15 protein-coding genes are annotated in these 19438 nt (G+C 72.3%); 11 read left to right on the top strand and 4 right to left on the bottom strand.

Going from position 1 to position 19438, the window contains the following annotated elements; translation table 11 throughout:
* Positions 1-15 precede the first annotated feature (15 nt).
* Complete coding sequence (locus AC5WRL_RS26235) at positions 16-483, top strand: MarR family winged helix-turn-helix transcriptional regulator (RefSeq protein ID WP_496091147.1); 468 nt, start codon at positions 16-18, stop codon at positions 481-483.
* 216 nt (positions 484-699) lie between these two features.
* Here the strand turns inward: AC5WRL_RS26235 and AC5WRL_RS26240 are convergent, their stop codons facing one another.
* The 3 genes from AC5WRL_RS26240 to AC5WRL_RS26250 form a co-directional block, all read right to left on the bottom strand.
* The gene (locus AC5WRL_RS26240; protein ID WP_496091148.1) at positions 700-1611 is read right to left on the bottom strand and encodes an RNA polymerase sigma-70 factor; all 912 of its coding nucleotides are present in this window, start codon (positions 1609-1611) and stop codon (positions 700-702) included.
* Complete coding sequence (locus AC5WRL_RS26245; RefSeq protein ID WP_496091149.1) at positions 1608-2801, bottom strand: NAD(P)/FAD-dependent oxidoreductase; 1194 nt, start codon at positions 2799-2801, stop codon at positions 1608-1610. The genes AC5WRL_RS26240 and AC5WRL_RS26245 overlap by 4 nt, the downstream gene beginning before the upstream one ends.
* A 113-nt stretch (positions 2802-2914) precedes the next feature.
* Complete coding sequence (locus AC5WRL_RS26250) at positions 2915-3763, bottom strand: SDR family NAD(P)-dependent oxidoreductase (protein WP_496091150.1); 849 nt, start codon at positions 3761-3763, stop codon at positions 2915-2917.
* Between the two features lie 75 nt (positions 3764-3838).
* Here AC5WRL_RS26250 and AC5WRL_RS26255 point away from each other — a divergent pair, with 75 nt between their 5' ends.
* Together AC5WRL_RS26255 and AC5WRL_RS26260 are read left to right on the top strand one after the other, a co-directional pair.
* Positions 3839-4444, top strand: a complete 606-nt coding sequence (locus tag AC5WRL_RS26255) for an acyl-CoA-like ligand-binding transcription factor (protein WP_496091151.1) — start codon at positions 3839-3841, stop codon at positions 4442-4444.
* Between the two features lie 160 nt (positions 4445-4604).
* Positions 4605-5129, top strand: a complete 525-nt coding sequence (locus AC5WRL_RS26260; RefSeq protein ID WP_496091152.1) for a DUF6879 family protein — start codon at positions 4605-4607, stop codon at positions 5127-5129.
* Positions 5130-5454: 325 nt separating this feature from the next.
* Here the strand turns inward: AC5WRL_RS26260 and AC5WRL_RS26265 are convergent, their stop codons facing one another.
* Positions 5455-6279, bottom strand: coding sequence for a helix-turn-helix transcriptional regulator (locus AC5WRL_RS26265; protein WP_496091153.1), 825 nt, complete (start codon positions 6277-6279; stop codon positions 5455-5457).
* A gap of 124 nt (positions 6280-6403) precedes the next feature.
* On the opposite strand from AC5WRL_RS26265, the gene AC5WRL_RS26270 reads away from it, so the two are divergent.
* From AC5WRL_RS26270 to AC5WRL_RS26305, 8 genes are all read left to right on the top strand, one after another.
* Positions 6404-7141, top strand: coding sequence for an SDR family oxidoreductase (locus AC5WRL_RS26270; protein WP_496091154.1), 738 nt, complete (start codon positions 6404-6406; stop codon positions 7139-7141).
* The gene (locus AC5WRL_RS26275) at positions 7138-7599 is read left to right on the top strand and encodes a nuclear transport factor 2 family protein (RefSeq protein WP_496091155.1); all 462 of its coding nucleotides are present in this window, start codon (positions 7138-7140) and stop codon (positions 7597-7599) included. The genes AC5WRL_RS26270 and AC5WRL_RS26275 overlap by 4 nt, the downstream gene beginning before the upstream one ends.
* Positions 7600-7702: 103 nt before the next feature.
* Positions 7703-10267 carry a rhamnogalacturonan lyase gene (locus AC5WRL_RS26280; RefSeq protein WP_496091156.1) on the top strand — a complete coding sequence of 855 codons (2565 nt, stop codon included), beginning with the start codon at positions 7703-7705 and terminating at the stop codon, positions 10265-10267.
* 128 nt (positions 10268-10395) lie between these two features.
* On the top strand, positions 10396-11469 hold the full coding sequence (locus tag AC5WRL_RS26285; protein ID WP_496091157.1) for a tetratricopeptide repeat protein: 1074 nt from the start codon (positions 10396-10398) through the stop codon (positions 11467-11469).
* Complete coding sequence (locus AC5WRL_RS26290) at positions 11466-12491, top strand: polyprenyl synthetase family protein (RefSeq protein WP_496091158.1); 1026 nt, start codon at positions 11466-11468, stop codon at positions 12489-12491. Before AC5WRL_RS26285 ends, AC5WRL_RS26290 begins: the two co-directional genes overlap by 4 nt.
* 316 nt (positions 12492-12807) lie before the next feature.
* Complete coding sequence (locus tag AC5WRL_RS26295; protein WP_496091159.1) at positions 12808-13431, top strand: sigma-70 family RNA polymerase sigma factor; 624 nt, start codon at positions 12808-12810, stop codon at positions 13429-13431.
* Positions 13428-14675: a hypothetical protein gene (locus AC5WRL_RS26300; protein WP_496091160.1), complete on the top strand. Its 1248-nt coding sequence runs from the start codon at positions 13428-13430 to the stop codon at positions 14673-14675. The genes AC5WRL_RS26295 and AC5WRL_RS26300 overlap by 4 nt, the downstream gene beginning before the upstream one ends.
* Before the next feature lie 35 nt (positions 14676-14710).
* Complete coding sequence (locus AC5WRL_RS26305) at positions 14711-19399, top strand: FtsK/SpoIIIE domain-containing protein (protein ID WP_496091161.1); 4689 nt, start codon at positions 14711-14713, stop codon at positions 19397-19399.
* The last annotated feature ends 39 nt before the right edge of the window (positions 19400-19438 follow it).

Below are 19438 nucleotides of genomic sequence, written 5' to 3' on the forward strand. Positions count from 1 at the left end.
AGCGGGAGGCACGCCATGGCCGCGGTGGATCTGACCACCCATCCCGGGCATCTGGCCCGGCGCCTCCAGCAGGCACACCATCTGCTGTGGACGACGATGGTCTCCGAGGAGATCACCTCCCCGCAGTTCGGCGTTCTCAACTGCCTCATGGCCGAACCCGGCCTGGACCAGCGGACCGTGGGGGAGCGGGTGGGGCTGGACCGTTCCACCATCGCCGAGGTTGTCAGTCGCCTCACCCGGCGCGGCCTGCTGGACAAGGTCCGCGACCCGGACGACCGCCGGCGCTCGCTGCTCCGCCTCACCGGGGAGGGCGAACGGACGCACAGCCGGCTGACCGTGCGCACCGCCCGGATGAACAAGGTCTTCCTCGCCCCGCTGAGCGCGGGGGAACAGGCCGTCCTCCTCTCCCACATCCGCCGGGTCCTGGACGCGGCGGAGGACCGTGCCGCCGCCCTCGGCCCGGTCACCGAGCGGGCAGGGTGATCCTGCGGCTCATGTCCGCCACCATGGTGCGCGTCGACGGCTCCACGGAGGTGTACATCCTGGCGGACAGCAGCAGGCTGGGCGAGCCCCCGGTCACCGCCCGGGCCCCGACACCGCCGCCACCCCGGCCCAACTGGCCCCGTTCCACGCCCTCCCCACGGCGACGGTCATCACGGTCCGACCGACGCCGGTACGGGGGGGCACCGTAGCGCCGGATCAGTGCCGCGGGCCGAGATCGCGCGGGGTGCCCTCGGCGACGGCGCGCAGCTTGTCGGGGTTGGCGACGTTGTGGATCGCGGTGATCCGCCCGTCCGGGTCGAAGTCGAAGGTGAGCGTGGCCATCACCCGGCCGGCGCCGCTGAACACCACCCCGGGGCCGCCGTTGATCCCCACCAGGGCGGCGCTCATCTCGCCGGGCGCGACACCTTCGTAGGAAACCTGGGTGATCGCCGCGAACCAGGTGGCCACCTTCCGCGCACCCACCACCGGCCGCAGCGCCTGCCGGACCTTGCCGCCGCCGTCCGTCCACAACGTGACGTCCGGGGACAGCAGTTCCATCAGCGCGTTGACGTCCCCGCCGGTGGCGGCTGCGAAGAACCGCTCGGTGACCTCCCGCTGCCGCGACCGGTCGGCGGCGAACCGGGGCCGCCGGGCCCGTACATGCTCCCGCGCCCGGTGCGCGGCCTGCCGCACCGCGGCCTCCGACCGCTCCACCGCCGTCGCGATCTCGGCGTGCGAGAAGTCGAAGACCTCGCGCAGGACGAACACGGCGCGCTCCAGCGGGCTCAGCGTCTCCAGCACCACGAGCACGGCCATCGAGACGGACTCCGCGTCGAGCACGACATCGGCCGTGTCGGAGGTGGTGAGGACCGGCTCGGGCAGCCAGGGCCCGACGTACGTCTCCCGCTGATGCCGGGTGGAACGCAGCCGCTCCAGGGCGAGGTTGGTGACGATCCGCGCCAGGTACGCCTTCGGATCGGCCACCTGGGAGCGGTCGGCGGCCGACCACTTGAGCCAGGCGTCCTGCACCACGTCCTCGGCATCGGCGGCGCTGCCCAGCACCCGGTAGGCCACCGAGAACAGCAGCTTGCGGTACCGCTCGAACACCTGGTGCTGATCGCCGCTCATCGGACCACCTTCGTGAAACGGCCACCACGCGGCCAGAACGCGCCGGAGGCGGGCATCTTCTTCATACGGCCGAACGTCGGCCAGGGTGCGGCAGTCACCGTCTCCTTGTAGCGTGCCGCGAACCAACCTGTCAGACAGAGGCGGCGCGGGCTGCCGTCGGGGCGGGTGAACTGCACCACGGCGTCGCCCCGTCCCAGGCTCACCGGCGTGTGGTAGTAGCCGAACCGGAACGGCTTGGGGCGCCGGCCCTTCAGCTCGCGCAGGATCGACAGCGCCGCGTGCACCCCGGTGGGCATGCCGCTCTGGCAGGTGCCGTGCAGCAGCCCGTACCCCTGCCGGATCGCGGCGGCGTCGCCCACCGCGTACACCTCGGGGTGCGACACCGAGCGCAGCGCGGCATCGGTGACGATCCGCCCCCGCTCGTCCACGGCCGGCCCGGCCGCCCCGGCAAGTGCCGGGACCCGCGTACCACTTGCCCACAGGACGGCGTCGACGGGGAGATGTTCCCCGCCCGCCAACTCGACGGCGCCCGGCACCACCTTGCTGATCTCCGTCCCGGGGCGCACCACCACCCCCAGCCGGTCCAGGGCGGCGAGCAGGTGCGCGCGGGCCCTGGGGTTCAGGTCGGCGCCCGGCTCGTCCCGCCCCAGCAGCACCACCTTCAGGCGCGGATGCCGCTCGGCGATCTCGGCGGCCGACTCGACCCCGGTCAGGCCGCTCCCGGCCACCACGACGGTGCCGCCGTCGCCGGGTCGCGCCGCCCGGTGCCGCTGCCGGTCGAGCCGGTCGAGCCGGGCGGCCAGCGCTTCGGCGTCCTGGACGGTGTTGAGGGTGTACGCGTGATCCTCGACGCCGGGCACCGTCACCGCGTCGGCCACGCTGCCCAGCGCGTACACGAGGATGTCGTACGACAGGACGCGGTCGTCATCGATCCGCACGGTCCGCGCGTCGGCGTCCACGGCGGTCACCCAGCCCTGTACGAACCCGGCGCCCGTGCCCGCCAGCAGCTCCGGGATGCGCAGCTCGGCGAGCGGCTGGCCGGTCCCGGTCTGATGGAGCCGAAGCCGCTCGGTGAACCGCTCCCGCGCGTTGACGACGGTGACCCGCAGCTCTTCCCCGCCCCGGGCGGCGAGCTGCACCGCGGCGGACATTCCCGCGTACCCGGCGCCCAGCACCACGACATGCTTCATGACTTCTGCCTTCCGTCCCACCGTCCGTTGACGCCCACGAGATGGAAGCAGCACCCGCGTCCGTGACATGCGTCAGCTGTGACGCCCGCCACACTTCGGTGGCCGTGCGGTGCTCACAGTCGTCCGGTGAGCAGTTCCTCCGAGCGTTCCCACAGGCCGCGGGCGAGGCCGGGATCGAGGGCCTGCGCGTTGCGCGGGGCACACGCCTTGCGCTTGTAGTAGTAGGCGCCCGACTCCCAGTCGGTTCCGGGGCTGCCTTCGGCGAGCCACACGATCTGGTCGGCGCCCTGGTCGGGCGTGGACAGCAGGACGTTCCGGATCACCGGCTTCGTACCGAAGAAGCGGACGAACCGCATGATCGGGCTGGTGGTGTCGGAGGCGAAGTTCGTGGAGACATTGCCCGGGTAGAAGGAGGCGGCCGAGAGGCCGGCGGTGTGGTAGCGCCGGTGAAGTTCGGTCGTGAACAGGATGTTCTCCAGCTTCGACGCCCCGTACGCGTGCACCGGGTCGTAGTTGGCGTCGTGGTCGAGGTCGTCCAGGTGGATCTCCTTGGCGAACCGCACCGTGCTGGAGGTCTGCAACACGGACGCGCGCGAGGCGATGAGCGTGTCCAGGAGCAGCCGGGTGAGCAGGAACGGCGCGAGGTGGTTCACCTGGAACGTCTTCTCGAAGCCGTCCACGGTCTTCGTGCGGGTGCCGAACACGCCGCCGGCGTTGTTGGCGAGCACATCGATCCGGGGGTACGCGGTGCGGAGTTGGCCGGCGAGGCGCTCGACCTCGTCGAGGCGGGTGAAGTCGGCCAGGTAGCTGTCGACTTTGAGTTCCGCCGCCACGGCGCGGGTCTTCTCGGGCGAGCGGCCCACGATGGCGACGGTGTGCCCGTCCGCGCGCAGCCGCCGCGCGGCGGCTGCCCCGATGCCGTCGCTCGCGCCCGTGACGACGACCACCTTGCTCTCGCTCATTGCCCTCACCCTTCATGGGACTCAATCTCACTTGTGAGACACAGTACCACCAATGGACTGGAGTACCCTTCCGCCATGAGTTCCCACCAGGCAGCGCGCGGCGCACGGGCACGAGCGCGGCAGGCCATGCGCGCCGAGGTGGCGACCGCCGTCCAGGACCTGGTCCTCGAACGCGGCTACGAGGAAACGACGGTCGAGGACATCTGCGCCACCGCCGAGATCTCCCGCAGCACGTTCTTCCGGTACTTCTCCTCCAAGGAAGAAGCCCTCTTCGGCGAAACACTCGACGCCGGCGAACGCCTGCGCGACGCCCTCGCCGCCCGCCCCACCGACGAGGCGCCCTGGGCCGCCATGCGGCGCGCGCTCGACGTCCTGATCGAGCGGTACGAGGCCCACGACGAACGCACCCGGCGCCTCACCCGCCTGATCGTGAACACCCCGTCGCTGGCCGCCCGGCACCGGGAGAAGAACACCCGCTGGCAGGAACTCCTCCGCCCCGAAATCGCCCGCCGCCTCGGAGCCGACCCGGCCGACACCTCCGACCCCCGCCCCCACGCGATCATCGCCGCCGCCCTGGCCTGCACCGAAGCGGCCCTGACCGCATGGACCTCAACCGACCACCCGCACGCCCTCTCCACCATCCTGGACCGCGCCATGGCGGCCCCTTCCTCTCCGGAATGAGACCGGGCACGCCGGACACTCCGGCTCTGCCCCACAACGCGAATATCGCCGAAGTACCGTCGACGCGACGTGCGCGGCTGCCCGAGCGTTTGTCGAACCAGGGCGGCTGATGGCGAGGGGCTGGTATAAATCCCCGAGGATGTTCAGAGGGAGGCCGTCCGTGCTCTTGGACAGTGACGACTGGCGCAGTTACTTCGATGCCTTCGAGCACGAGGCGTGGCGGTTCGAGGCGCAGCCCACGTACACCATGCCCCGGGAGCAGGAGAACGTCGCCCGTTTCCTCCGGGATGAGGGCAAGCCGGCCGGGCACAATGCGCGATGGCACGAGCGGGTACGTGAGTTCATCGCATCGGGCAGACGTATCGGCCGAGTCCGTGTTGTACGTCAGCCGCTCACCGACTACCAGCGGTATCAGTTCGCCTGGGGCATCCCCGGCAACATCGCAGCCGGCGAGGATATCCGGGTGCTGGATGTGACGGCCGAGGACTACGGATTGCCGCTTTCCGGCCAGGACTGGTGGTTGTTCGACGACAGGCGCATCGCTCACCTCACCTTCCGCCCGGATGGCACACAGCTCAACCGCGAAACGTACGAGGGCGATGTGGCGCCCTATCGCGCATGGAAGCGGATCGCCCTGGAACACGCGGTGCCCTTCGAGGAGTACGTGAAGAGCCTTGCCGTTTGAACCAGGGCAGCCAGGTCGGTCGAAAGCCGTCCCGGCGGTGCCGTTCAGACGCACCTGGGGCCTGCGGCGACACTGGAGGATGTGACTGTCCCCGATCGATACCGACCGGACACTGACAGACATACCTGCCCGCTGATCGAATCGGTCCTTCGTCTGTGATCACTGGGTCCTGGCGACGGAATCACATCCGGTGTGCGGCCACCGCTGCCGCGCGCCGCACCCCGCCCCCGCCGGCGGGTCGGTCACCCGCAAACGTGGCGGGGTTGTGCCCGGTCGGGACTGGCCGCGTGGGAGCGAACAACCGCCTCGGCACACACGGCCCCGCTCAGCTGAGCGAGGTCGCGTGGAGGGTGCCGAGGAGGGTGAGGGCCTCGGCCGTGGGGGTGGTGGGTTCGGGGTGGTAGGTGATGAGTTGCTGGCCGGGGGCGGCGCGGATGTCGAAGGCTTGGTAGGTCAGGGTCAGGGGGCCGACGTCCGGGTGGTGGAGGTGTTTGCCGGCCTGGGTCTTGCCCGCTACCTCGTGGGTGTGCCACAGGCGGCTGAAGTCCGGGCTGTGTTCGGTGAGGGTGCCGACCAGTTCGGGCAGCCGGGGGTCGTCCGGGTCCAGTCCTGCCGCCTGGCGCAGGTGGGCCACCGTGGTGCGGGCCGTGGTGGCCCAGTCGGTGTAGAACGTCCGGCCGGCCGGGTCGAGGAAGGTCATGCGGGCCAGGTTGTCGAGTTGCCCGAACGGTGAGTGCAGGGCCCGGGCCAGGGCGTTGGCCGCCAGTACGTCCAGGGTGCGGTTGATGACGAATGCCGGGGTGCCCGGGGAGCCGTCCATCAGTTGGCGCAGGGCCGGGCTGACCCGGTCCGTGGTGCGGGGGAACCGGTGGGCCGGGGTGGTGCCGGCCAGTCGGTGCAGGTGGGTGTGGGCGTCGGGGTCCAGGCGCAGGGCGCGGGCGAGGGCGTCGAGTACCTGGGTGGAGGGGTGGCGTTCGCGGCCCTGTTCCAGCCGGGTGTAGTAGTCCGCGTTCATCCCGGCCAGCACGGCGACCTCCTCGCGGCGCAGTCCGGGGACTCTGCGTGGGCCGTAACTCATCATGCCGACGTCCTGCGGTCGCAGGCCGGCGCGGCGTGCGCGCAGGAACTCTCCCAGGTGGTTGTCGGTCATGCGGTCCAGGCTAGGGCCGGTCCGATGGATCCCGCCTGGGTGTGCGGTACCCGGTCGGCGCCCGTCCTGGCCGGCCTGCGGCGGTGGGGTCAGGCTCGGTTGAGTGACTGCGAAGGGAGTTTCCATGTCGGAGGGGACCAAGGTGGTACTCGTCACCGGGGCCAGCAGCGGGATCGGGGAGGCGACCGCCCGGCGGCTCGCCGGTGATGGGCATCGGGTGTTTCTCGGTGCGCGGCGTCGCGACCGGCTTGCCGCGCTGGCCGGCGAGATCTCGGCGGCCGGCGGATCCGCCGCGTTCGTGCCGCTCGATGTGACGGATGCCGGCAGTGTGCGGGCGTTCGTGGCCGCCGGCCGGGAGCGGTTCGGACGGGTGGATGTGCTGGTCAACAACGCCGGGGTGATGCCGCTTTCGCCGCTCGACGCGCTGCGCACCGATGAGTGGGATCGCATGATCGATGTGAATGTGCGCGGCGTGCTGCACGGTATCGCCGCCGTGTTGCCGGTGATGCGGGAGCAGGGCGGTGGCGGGCATGTGGTGAACGTAGCCTCGGTCGGCGCGTACGAGGTGTCACCGACGGCCGCCGTGTACTGCGCGACCAAGTTCGCGGTCCGGGCGATCTCCGAGGGGCTGCGTCAGGAGTCCGCCGGGAGCGTCCGGGTCACGCTGGTCTCGCCGGGGGTGACCGAGTCGGAGCTGGCGGACGGCATTTCCGATCCGGTGGCCCGGGCGGCCATGAGGGCGTACCGGGCGGTGGCGTTGCCGGCTTCGGCCGTCGCGGACGCGATCGGGTACGCCGTCGCCCAGCCGCCGGAGGTTGATGTCAATGAGATCGTCGTGCGGCCGGTGGGGAGTGTTCAGTGACCGATCTTGATCACCGGCTGCGGGTTCTTGAGGACAAGGAGGATGTGCGGGCGCTGATGATGCGGGGGTGGTGGGCGCTGGATCGTAAGGACTGGGCGGCGTGGACGGCCTGTTGGGCGCCGGAGGCGGTGCTGGAGTTCGGGCCGTGGGGGGAGATTCACGGGCGCGACGCGATCCGGGCGCGGGTGGAGGCGGCGGAGGCGCCGTACGTGGCGATGCAGCATCACATCCTCAACATGCGGGTCGAGGTGGCGGGGGACCGGGCCACGGGGACGGGGTACATGTGGTTCGTCGCCGTGGGTGGCGCCGGTGCCGGTGCCGGCCAGGACCCGTACGCCATGGGGGGTCCGTACGAGTGGGAGTTCCGCCGGGACCCGGACGGCGGGTGGCTGGTGGTGCGCCAGCGGCTGGGGGTGTGGTGGACGCAGGGGGTGGATCCGCTGCGCGCCTTTGGTTGAGGTTCTGGCCTTCTGTGTGCGAAGGGTTGACGGTGTGAAGGGGGCGCCGTAGCGTCGCGGCCGTTTATTGAGTCGATTCAATCGGTCGTGGAAGGACGTTCCCATGAGACCGTACGGAAGAACGCGCGCCGCCGCCCTGGCGGCGGCCCTCGTCGGCGGGCTGCTGGTCGGCGCGGTCGGCGCCGCCCCGGCGCAGGCCACACCGACCGCGCCGGCCGCGCCGCCCTCGCCCTCCGGCCCGCAACTGGAGGAGCTGGACCGGGGCCTGGTGGCCGTCGCCACCGACGAGGGGGTGTTCCTCAGCTGGCGGCTGCTCGGCCACGAGGTCACCGGGGCCGGCGAAGGCGGCATGACCGGGGCGGACTTCCGGGTGTACCGGGACGGGAAGGCCATCGCCACGGTCACCGACAGCACGAACTTCCTCGATCCCGACGGGCGGGACGGCGCCGCCTACCGGGTGGCCGCCCTCGTCGGCGGCACCCAGGTCGATCTCAGCGACGCCGTCTCCCCCTGGTCCGACGGCTACTACGACCTCCCGCTCCGCAAACCCGCCGACGGCGTGACCCCGGCCGGCGAGGCGTACACGTACCGCGCCAACGACATGAGCGTCGGCGACGTGGACGGCGACGGCCAGTACGAGTTCATCGTGAAGTGGGACCCGTCCAACTCCAAGGATGTCTCCCAGGTCGGCTACACCGGCAATGTCTACATCGACACCTACCGCTTCGACGGCACCCTGCTGCACCGCATCGATCTCGGCGTCAACATCCGGGCCGGGGCGCACTACACCCAGTTCCTGGTCTACGACTTCGACGGCGACGGCCGCGCCGAGATGATGTTCAAGACCGCGCCCGGCACCAGGATCACCCGGTACGGGAAGGACGGCCGGCCCGCCTCGACCCAGTACATCACCATGCCGCGCGCCGACGTACGCGCCGGGTACGGGCACGGTGACGACTACCGGCTCAGCGCCGACGACTACGCCGCGCACCTCGCCGGCATCTTCGCGGGCTGGCACGAGCACCCGGAGGTCGTCGCCGGCAACTGGCCGGCCACCGTCGAGGAGGCGCTCGGCATCGACAACCGGTACGCGTACCCGCTGTCCGCCGCCGATGCCACCGCGCTGTCCGACTACTTCATCGATGTGTACGCGCCCTCCCGCAGCGGCAACAACCGGCTGCGTACCTTCGAGGGGTTCATCGTGGACGGGCCGGAGTATCTGACCGTCTTCGACGGGCTGACCGGCGCCGAGTTGCAGACCATCCCGTACAAGCCGGGGCGCCACGACGACGGGCTCATGTGGGGCGACTACGCCATGAACCGCATCGAGCCGGGGAACCGCGTCGACCGCTTCCTCAGCGGGGTGGCCTATCTCGACGGGCAGCATCCGTCCGCCGTGTTCGCCCGCGGGTACTACACCCGCACCACCCTCGTCGCCTATCGCTGGGACGGCCGCAGGCTCACCGAGGACTGGTACGTGGACAGCGGCTGGGCCCCGATGTCCAACCCCTTCAACGACAGCCCGCACGGCGTGGAGGGCACCGACCCCGAGTACGGCACCCTCACCACCCAGGGCTTCCATTCCCTCTCCGTCGCGGATGTGGACGGCGACGGCAAGCAGGAGATCGTCTACGGTTCGGCCACCCTCGACCACGACGGCAGCCTGCTCTACAGCTCGTACGACTTCGGTCCGCCGCAGTCCAACGTCCCCGGCGAGTACGTGAAGCTCGGCCACGGCGACGCGATGCACGTCGCGGACATCGACCCGTCCCGCCCCGGCCTGGAGATCTACACCGTGCACGAGGGCGGCCCGTGGGCCCCGTACGGTTACGCCCTGCGCGACGCCGCCACCGGCGAGGTGCTGTACGGCGGTTACAGCGGGGTGGACACCGGGCGCGGCATGATCGGCGACATCGACCCGAGCCTCCCCGGTCTGGAGACGTGGGGTTCCGGTGTCGGACTGTGGAGCGCCACCGGGCAGTCGCTCGGCTCGCGCACCCCGGGCACCAATATGAGCATCCGCTGGTCCGCCGACATGACGACACAGATCGTGGACGGCGCGATCGATGTCACGCCCACCATCGAGGACTGGCAGCGCGGCCGGCTGCTCACCGCCACCGGGACGCTGACCAACAACCACACCAAGGGCACCCCGTCCCTGGTCGCCGACATCTTCGGCGACTGGCGCGAGGAGTTGCTGGTACGGACGGCCGACAGTTCGGCGATCCGGATCTACACGAGTACGGAGGTCACCGACCGCAAGCTGTACACACTCATGCACGACCCGCAGTACCGGGTGGAGGTGGCGCGGCAGCAGACCACCTACAACCAGCCCTCCCACCCCGGCTTCTACTTCGCCTCCGACACCGACTGGGCGGATGTCCCGGTGCCGGACTACTACACGCCGGGCGGGGTGGCGGCGCTCGCGGCGTCGCTCGACGGGTTCGTACGCGCCGGGGACGTCGACCGGCTGACCGGCGCGCTGCTGACGGTGCCGCTCACCGTGGCCAGGGTCCAGTGGGAGCGGCACGGCGACGCACGCGCCACGGTGGCTGCCCTGGAGTCGTTCGTACGGCAGCTGGACCGGGCGTCGAAGCGCTCCGTTTCGGACGGCGCGCGGGCGGCGCTGCGTCATCAGGCCCAGGTGGTGATCGGGCAGCTTCGGTGAAGTTGCGGTGCTGAACCCGTGATCCGGCCGACGCGCCGGAGCCGATCCCGGCTCCGGCGCGTCTGACGTATCAGAGCACCACAACGGCTATACATACTGAGTATACACCTGGTGTATAGTCGGCCTGCATGTACGCCAAAGCGTTCGCGCCCGAATATCAGGGCGCGCTCAACACCCTGTCGGTCAACTCCTCCCTCACCGATGTGCTGCGCGAGGCCACCGAGCAGCAGCGCGCCGCCGAAGCAAGCGGAGATCTGCGCGAAGTGGCCCGTGCCGGGCTCGCCGTCGCCGAGGCGCGGCGCCGGCTCGGGCAGGTCGCGGAGGCGGACGCCGCCTGGAAGGCCAGCTACCGCGCCGCCCGCGAGGCCGGTGACCTCGGCGCCATGGCCTGGGCGGTGTGGAGCGGCGGCACCCTCGCCCGCCAGCGCGGCGCGCTCCCGCTCGCCCGCCGGCTGCTCACCCTCGCCGCCGACCTCGGCAAGCGCGGCGACGATGTCGTCGCCCGCGGCTACTCACTCGCCGGCCTGGCCGAAACCGGTCGCATACAAGGCGACTATCAGGCCGTTGGCCGGCTGCACGAACAACTCCTCGCCGAGGCCCGCAAGCGCGGCGAAGCCCGGCACACGGTCTGGGCGCTGGAGGGGATCGCCCAGATCCACCGCAACACCGGCGACTTCGACCGCGCGCTCGCCCTCTTCGAGGAGGCCGCCGACATCGCCCGCGGCGCCGACGACCGGCGCGGCTGGGCCTGGGCCCAGCGCGGCATCGCCGACATCATCTCGGTCCGCGACGGCGACGCCGACCGCGCGCTGGCCATCCTGGAGCGGGCCGAACGCACCTGCCGCCGGATGAACCTCACCTCCGCGCTCGCCTACAACCACAAGATGCGCGCCAACATCCTCTTCCGCGCCCGCCGTTACCGGCAGGCCAAGCGGGGGTACGAGGAGACGCTCGCCGAGTTCCGCGCCATCGACGAGGCGCGCGGCCAGGCGCTGTGCCGGCTCGGGCTGGCCAAGACCCTGCACCGGCTCGGGCAGCGCGACCCGGCCGAGACCGCCGCCGAACTGCACGAGCTGCGCGCCCTCTTCCGGCGGATCGGACTGCATCACGCCGCCGACATGACCGACAAGGCGCTCGCCGAACTTCCCACCCCGCCTTCCACCCCCACCCCCACCCCCACCCGAGCCGGGGCCGCCACATGATCCGGGAACTCACCCCCACCACCGGGCCGGCCACCACCGGCCCCGCCGACGCCCTCGCCCGCGCCCGCGCCCGTACCGCCCCCGCCCTGGACCGGGCGGTGCACCAACTCCACCCCTGGCTGCGGGAGATGGCCACCCACACCAGCGGCGGCAAGGGCTTGCGCCCCGCCCTCACCCTGCTCGCCGCCGAAGCCGTCGGCGCCGACCCGGCCACCGCCGTACCCGGCGCCGTGGCCGTGGAGCTGGTGCACACCTTCTCCCTCGTCCACGACGACATCATGGACGGCGACGAACGCCGCCGGCAGCGCCCCACCGTGTGGAAGGCGTTCGGTACCGGCCCGGCCGTCCTCACCGGCGACGCGCTCTACACCCTCGCCCTGGAAACCCTCGCCGACTCCGGCAACCCGCACGCCGGCACCGCCGTCCGGCACCTCATCACCGCACTCAAGGACCTGGTGCGCGGCCAGGCCGAGGACCTCCAGTTCGAGCAGCGCCCCTGGTACGGGCCGAACGCCGTCACCCCGCACGAGTACCGGCAGATGGCGGACCGCAAGACCGGCGCGCTGTTCGGCTGCGCCACCGCGCTCGGCGCCGTGCTCGGCGGCGCACCGCCCCGTACCGTCGAGGCGCTGCGCCGGGCCGGCCGGCACGCCGGGGTGGCCTTCCAGGCCATCGACGACGTGCTCGGCATCTGGGGCGACCCGGCCCGTACCGGAAAGCCGGTGTACGGCGATCTGCGCCGGGGCAAGAAGACCCTGCCCGTGCTCACCGCGCTGGCCGGCTCCACCGCGCCGCACGGCCACGCCCGCTCCCGCGCGCTGGCCACGCTGCTCGCCGCCGGCACCGGGCCGGCCGAGGCCGCCGCCCTCATCGAGGCGGCCGGCGGGCGCGCCGCCACCCTCGCGGAGGCGGACCGGCAACTGGCGATCGCCACCCGCTATCTGCGGTCCGTACCGCTCTCCCCCGGCCACGCGAGGGAATTTCGTAACCTTCTTGCATTTCTGCTCGACCGTCACGCGTGAGGTTTCCCGGGGCGTGGTGAAAGCCGCGCCCCCCGGCGGCCCGACAACCGCCGGAACGGGCCCGGCAAGCCGACCGAGCGGGCACCGCCGTTGCCCCCGTGACCTGCCCTTTCCCCCCATCCGTCGACGCGGCGGCCCCGATGGGCGCCCGAATGCGCCCGACGGGCGCCCGTGCGCAAACCGTGGAGGTATCGGTCAACAAAAATCTGAGCTACATCTGAGCTGTACGGCTGATATTTTCCCCGTAGTTTGGAGAAATATGGGTCCCATCATGAATACGCTCTCCACGCCCAGACGCTGAGGATGGAGCAGACCCATGCGTACCGCCCCACGCGATCCCGGTGAATTGCTGCACCGGCTCAGTACCAGGTACCGCACCCGGCTGCTGCGCTATGTGAACAGGCTGACCCTGGGTGACCCCCACCGCGCTGAGGACATCGTGCAGGAAACCATGCTCCGCGTATGGCGGCTGGCCGTCCAGCAGTCGGCGCTGCCCGGCGCGGCCGACCCGGCGGAAACAGCCGAGGCAACGGAAGCGGCCGAGGCGGCGGACAGGCCCGACGAGCCGGACGACACCGACGCCCGCCACGACGAGGACCGCCTCGTCGCCTGGCTGTACACCGTCGCCCGCAACCTCGCCGTCGACGCGCACCGCCGCGAACGCGCCGTCCCCATGGGGGTGATCCCCACCCCCATCCTGCATCGCAGCACCGACACCGATGTCGCCGACACCGTCGTCAACCGGCACCTGGTGCACGGCGCGCTCGCCCGCCTCACCCCAGAACACCGCGAAGTCCTCGTACAGGTGCATCTGTGCGACCGGTCCCGCGCCGAAGCCGCCCGAGCCATCGGCGTCCCGCAGGGCACCATCAAGTCGCGCACGCACTACGCTCTTCGGGCAATGCGGCAGGAGATGCGACAGGAGATGCGCGCGGCATGAGAAACACTGACCCCTTCGTCTTCTTCAGTCAGCACCGCGACACGATCTTCAAGATCTTCGGCATCCTCGGCGCGCTGCTCATCGTCTTCCTCATCATCCGCGCCATCGCCTTCCGGTTCGGCGGCTGGTCCGCCGCCTGGGCCCGGCTCAAGCGCGAACTCGCCGTCACCCGCAACGCCTTCACCGCCCCCATCCGGGCCTGGTTCCAGCACCGGCGCCGGCTGCGCCGGCTGATCCACCACCTCGGCTCCCCGCTCACCTGGCGCGACGCCGAACGCGCCCTGATCCGCGCCCACCTGGAGGCCGCCCCGGCCCGCCCGTACGCCGCGCTCGTCGACGACCACGAGGTGACCGTCCTCCTCTCGGACGCCCACGAGCCCGGCACCTGGACCATCGACCGCGCCGAACTCCCCGCCGTCTCCCCCGAGGCCGACGCGGTACGCCCCGTCATCGTCTCGCTCGGCGTCTCCGAGGACGGCAGCGGCCGGGCGGTCTTCCTCGACATGGCCACCGGGCCGCAGCAGTTCGCCATCGAGGGCGACCAGCGCGCCGCCGCCGCCCTGCTGCCGGCGATCGCCGCCCAGCTGGACACCCGGCTGCCCGCCGGCCTGGTCACCGTCGCCGAGGGCGTCCACCGCGGCTACCAGGGCCCACCGGTGCGCAACGCCTACCGCACCGCCAAGGAGACCGAACCCCGCTTCGGACTCGGTCCGGTGCTGATCGCCGCCGAACTTCCCGACCCGCTGCCCGCCGAACTCTCCGCACCGCCCGCCCCCGACGCCGCGCCCGGGACCGCCCCGCCGCGCGTCATCGTCTCCGGCCCCGGCCGCGGCCACGTACGGCGGCTGCTCGCCGACCGGCACGGCCGGGTGTACGTGACCGGCACCCCGCTGCTGCCGTTCTTCGACGCGCTGGGCCGCGCCCTGGCCCGGGTGCTGCCCGACATCCCCCCGGTGCTGCCGCCCGCCCCGCCCACCGGCAACCACACCACCGGCGACCTGTTCGAAGAGACCGGGGACGACGCCCAGGCGTACACCGCCACCGGCGCCGCCGCCCACCCCACCGTCACCATGCGGAAGACCGCACCCGCCGAGGCCCCGCTGGGCCGCAGCTCCGCCGCCCCGCTCGAATCCGTGGCCGGCGCCGAGGCCGGCGAGCCCTCCGACGCCGCCGCCGACGCCGGCGCGGCCGACCTCACCTCCCTCCCCACCACCTCCACCACCAGCCGCTCCCCGCAGCACTGAGCTGACGCGCGAGCGCCCGACGCCGCTGGACTGCCGTGAAACTGACGCTCACCACCGCCGCCCCCGACGGCCCGCCCACCGACCACCTGCTGGACGTCCCCGAGGACGCCACCGTCGCCGACCTCGGCGCCGTCCTCGGCGCCGAACAGCTCTACCTGGGCGACCAGCCGCTGCACCCCGACACCGGCGTCAGCGCCAGCGGCATCCGCGAGGGCGCCATCCTCGGCGTGGACGCCCCCGCCGCCCGCCCCTCCCTCACCCACTCCTGGACCCCGGCCGCACACGACGTCGCCCTCGTCGAAGTCCGCCACGTCGGCGGCGCCGACGCCGGCCACGTCTGGCTGCTGGGCCCCGGCAGTTACGAGATCGGCTCCGACCGCGGCTGCGCCCTGCGGCTGTCCGGCGGCGGCGGTGGCGCCCCCGCCCAGGGCACCTGGATCACCGTCGCCGCCGACGGCGGCGTCAGCTTCCGGCTCCCGGCCGGCGCCGACCCCGACCGCTGCGGCCTGCGCTCGCTCACCCCGCCGCCGCCCGTCGACCCCGAGACCGGCATGCCGCTCACCGCCGAGGAGCCGGCCGGCACCCAGGACGGCGGCCCCGGCGGCCACTCGGTGGACCCGATCCCGCCAGGACCCGACGGCCTGCCCGCCGTGCCCCCGCTGCCGCCCGTCCACCTGCTGCCGGAGCCCGACGACGGCGAGGCCGAGTGGCCCCCGTACGCCGACCTCTCGCTCGGCGACCATCTGCTGCGGCTCAGCCCCCGCTTCGAGCCGGACGCCGCCGTCAACCCCTCCCCCGACGGCCTGGCCATCGAGTACAACCGGCCGCCGCGCATCGCCCCGCACCTGGACGCCGAATCGATGCGGATGCAGGGCCCGCCCGCCAAACGCGGCGCCCGGCCCTTCCCGTTCCTGATGCTGATCACCCCGCTCATCATGGGTCTGATCATGGTCAGCCTGTTCCGCTCCTTCTTCTTCGTCGTCTTCATCCTCATGAGCCCGATCATGGCCGTCGGCAACTGGGCCATGGGCCGCCGCACCGGCCGCAAGCAGTACGAGGAGCAGCTGCGGCTCTTCCGGCTGCGCCGCGCCGCCCTCGAACTCGAAGTACGGCACGCCACCGTCGCCGAACGCGGCCTGCGCAACGACACCTTCCCCGACCCCGCGGCCGTCCTCCTCACCGCCACCGGCCCCGGCCACCAGCTGTGGGAGCGCCGCCGCCGCGACCCCGACCACCTCTCCCTGCGGGTGGGCACCATCGCCCGCGCCTCGCTCAAGGAGATCAACGACTCCGCCCGCGAGGCCAACCACACCAAGGTGCACTGGCGGCTCGCCGATGTGCCCTACAGCGTGGAGCTGACCCACCTCGGCGTCATCGGCATCACCGGACCGGGCGCCGGGCCGCGCCGCCTCGCCTGCTGGGCGGTGGCCCAGTCCGCCGTCCTGCACAGCCCCCGCGACCTGCGGATCGTCGTCCTCGCCAGCCACGAGCACGCGGACGCCTGGAGCTGGGTACGGTGGCTGCCGCATCTGCGCCCCGACCGGCCGGCCTCCGCGTCCGGCACGGTCATCTCGGTGGGCAACGACCCCGAGTCCACCGCCCACCGGGTGAATGAGCTGATCGCCGACATCAAGGCCCGTACCGACGCCGCGTCCTCGGCGCTGGGCCGCACCCTGATGAACTTCCCCGACATCCTGGTGGTGCTGGACGGCTCACGCCGGCTGCGCGATGTCCCCGGCATCGTGCAGGTCCTCACCACCGGGCCGAGCGTGCGCATCTTCAGCGTCTGCCTCGACGAGCGCGAGCGGCTCCTTCCCGAGGAGTGCACCGCCGTCATCACCACCGCCGAGTCCGACGCGGACGGCAACGCCAGCGACACCCTCAAGGTACGGATCTCCGGGCTGCCCACCGTCGAGGGCGTCCGCGCCGATCTGGTCACCACCCAGTGGTGCGAGGAGGTAGCGCGTGCCATCGCCCCGGTGCGCGATGTGACGGTGGACGCCGACTCCGGACTGCCCGCCGATGTCCGGCTGCTGCCGCTGATCGGCCAGGAGCCGCCCAGCGCGCAGGCCCTGGCGTACAACTGGTCGCGCCGGCCCGCCTCCACCTCCTTCGTGCTGGGCGAGGGGTACGAGGGGCCGCTCCGCATCGACCTGGTGCGCGACGGGCCGCACGGGCTGATCGGCGGCACCACCGGCTCCGGCAAGTCCGAACTCCTCCAGACCATGATCGTCTCGCTGGCGGCCGTCAACCGGCCCGACGAACTGGCCTTCGTACTGGTCGACTACAAGGGCGGCAGCGCCTTCCGCGAATGCGCCGAACTGCCGCACACCCTCGGCATGATCACCGACCTCGACGGGCACCTGGTGCAGCGCGCGCTGGCCTCCCTGGACGCCGAACTGCGCCGCCGCGAACAGCTGCTCGCCGAGGTGGAGGCCAAGGACCACCCCGAGTACCGGCTCAAGCGGGCCCGCAATCCGCGGCTGCCCGCGCTGCCCAGGCTGCTGCTGGTGATCGACGAGTTCGCCACCCTGGTACGGGAGCTGCCGGACTTCGTCCCCGGGCTGATCTCCCTCGCGCAGCGCGGCCGTTCACTCGGTCTGCATCTGATCCTGGCGACCCAGCGGCCCGGCGGCTCGGTCAACACCGAGATCAAGGCCAACACCAATCTGCGCATCGCGCTGCGCGTCACCGACCGCTCCGAGAGCCAGGACATCATCAACAACCCGGACGCCGCCGCGATCTCCGCCGGCAACCCCGGGCGGGCCCTGGTGCGGCGCGGCGCCAACAACCCCACCCCGTTCCAGACCGCCTGGGTCGGCGCCGAACGCACCGACACCGACCCCGGCGGCGGCACCGGCGGTGAGCCCGACCCGGCCGAAACCGACCCGAACGCGCCCGCCCCGGCCCGTACCGTACGCGGCGTCGAACTCACCTGGAGCGGCCTGGGCCGGCTCACCGAACTGCGCGACGAGGACGACGACCTGCCCGCCGCGGACAAGGCCGTCCCCGAGGAGCGGCCCACCGATCTGCTCGCCCTGGTGCAGGCCATCTCCGCCGCCGCCGAGCAACTGCCGGACTACACCGAGCAGCCCAGCCCCTGGCTGCCGGCGCTCGACGGCCGGCTGCGGCTGGACCAGCTGCCGCCCGCCGAGCTGCCGGCGCCGGCGCCCGGCGCGCTGCCGCTGGTGCCGTACGGCATGCTCGACCTGCCCGACTTCCAGGAACAGCGGCTGGGCACCATCGACTTCTCCACCTTCGGCCATCTGTACGTCATCGGCGCGCCGCGCTCGGGCCGCACCCAGGTGCTCCGTACCATCGCCGGCTCGGCCGCCCAGACCGTCAGCAGCGCCGAGCTGCACATCTACGGCATCGACGCGGCGGGCGGCGGTCTGTCCGTACTGGAGACGCTGCCGCACTGCGGGGCGGTCGTCGACCGGTACGACAGCGAGCGGCTGGAGCGGCTGATCCACCGGCTGACCGCCGAACTCGGCGCCCGGCAGCGGGCGGTGTCCCAGCACAACTGCGCGGGGATCAACGAGCTGCGCGCCAAGCTGCCCAAGGACAGCCGGCCCGCGCATCTGCTGCTGCTCATCGACGGCTGGGACGCGCTGAGCGCCATGCTCGACGACTACGACGGGGGCCGGCTGTTCACCGACGTCACCCGGCTGCTGCGGGAGGGCACGGCGGCGGGCATCCACGTCGTCGCCACCTCGGAACGGCTGCTGCTGGGCGGCCGGATGGCCGCGCACAACGACCGGCGGCTGCTGCTGCGGCAGAGCGACCCCAGCGACTATCACCTGGCGGGCATGGCGCGCGGGAAGGCGCCGGCGCAGGTGCTGCCGGGGCGGGGCTGGATGGCGCCGTCCGGGGTGGAGACCCAGATCGGGCTGCTGCCGGTGGACGGCGGGGCCGACGGGGACGACGGCGATGTGGCCGGTGACCAGGCGGACGCGGTGCGGGCGATCGGCAAGCGTGCGGCGCTGCGGGACGCTCAGGTGCCGGCCGGGCGGCGGCCGTTCACCATCGGGCAGTTGCCGGGGCTGATCGGCTTCACCGAGGCGATGGAGCAGGTGCGGCCCGAGGAGCGGCGTCCGCTGTGGGCGCTGCTGGGCATCGGTGGTGACGCGGTGGGCCCGCTGGGCTACGACTTCACCTCCGGCGGCGGCAGCTTCATCGTGGCGGGTCCGCCGCGCTCGGGGCGGTCCACGGCGCTGTCGGCGATGAGTGTGTCGCTACTGCTGAACGGTACGGCGCTGGTGGTGATCACCCCGCGTGACTCGCAGCTGCGGCGGCTGGCGGCGCACGAACTGGCCACGGTGCTGGCGGATCACGACCCGGAGGCGGAGCAGGTGACGGCCGCGCTGGAGGCGGTCGCGGGGCGGCCGGTGGTCGTGGTGGTGGACGACGCGGACATCCTGGGGAACTCGCGGGCCGACCGGGTGCTGCGGACGGTGGCGACGGCCGGCCGGGACCGGGCGCAGGGGCTGCTGCTGGCCGGGCCGCCGGATTCCATCAGCACGCTGGGGTGGATGGGCGCGGCGCGGCGGTCCAGGGCCGGGCTGCTGCTGGGGCCGAAGTCGCTGGTGGAGGGCGATCTGATCGGTGCCAGGCTGTCGGGCGACCAGGTGCGGACCGCGCTGCCGGAGGGCCGGGGCTGGACGACGAACAGCGCCGGGCAGGTGATCGCGGTGCAGGTTCCGCTGACGGTGCTGGACGGCTGAGCGCACGGCATCGCTGAACGCGCGGCACGGCTGAGCGTC

This window comes from Streptomyces sp. NTD107, assembly GCF_059510435.1.

Bases quoted from the DNA above. Each gene is read 5' to 3' on its own strand.
- AC5WRL_RS26235 (WP_496091147.1), top strand. From the start codon at position 16: ATGGCCGCGGTGGATCTGACCACCCATCCCGGGCATCTGGCCCGGCGC.
- AC5WRL_RS26250 (WP_496091150.1), bottom strand. From the start codon at position 3,763: ATGAGCGAGAGCAAGGTGGTCGTCGTCACGGGCGCGAGCGACGGCATC.
- AC5WRL_RS26295 (WP_496091159.1), top strand. From the start codon at position 12,808: ATGCGTACCGCCCCACGCGATCCCGGTGAATTGCTGCACCGGCTCAGT.
- AC5WRL_RS26240 (WP_496091148.1), bottom strand. From the start codon at position 1,611: ATGAGCGGCGATCAGCACCAGGTGTTCGAGCGGTACCGCAAGCTGCTG.
- AC5WRL_RS26265 (WP_496091153.1), bottom strand. From the start codon at position 6,279: ATGACCGACAACCACCTGGGAGAGTTCCTGCGCGCACGCCGCGCCGGC.
- AC5WRL_RS26245 (WP_496091149.1), bottom strand. From the start codon at position 2,801: ATGAAGCATGTCGTGGTGCTGGGCGCCGGGTACGCGGGAATGTCCGCC.
- AC5WRL_RS26300 (WP_496091160.1), top strand. From the start codon at position 13,428: ATGAGAAACACTGACCCCTTCGTCTTCTTCAGTCAGCACCGCGACACG.
- AC5WRL_RS26280 (WP_496091156.1), top strand. From the start codon at position 7,703: ATGAGACCGTACGGAAGAACGCGCGCCGCCGCCCTGGCGGCGGCCCTC.
- AC5WRL_RS26290 (WP_496091158.1), top strand. From the start codon at position 11,466: ATGATCCGGGAACTCACCCCCACCACCGGGCCGGCCACCACCGGCCCC.
- AC5WRL_RS26270 (WP_496091154.1), top strand. From the start codon at position 6,404: ATGTCGGAGGGGACCAAGGTGGTACTCGTCACCGGGGCCAGCAGCGGG.
- AC5WRL_RS26285 (WP_496091157.1), top strand. From the start codon at position 10,396: ATGTACGCCAAAGCGTTCGCGCCCGAATATCAGGGCGCGCTCAACACC.
- AC5WRL_RS26255 (WP_496091151.1), top strand. From the start codon at position 3,839: ATGAGTTCCCACCAGGCAGCGCGCGGCGCACGGGCACGAGCGCGGCAG.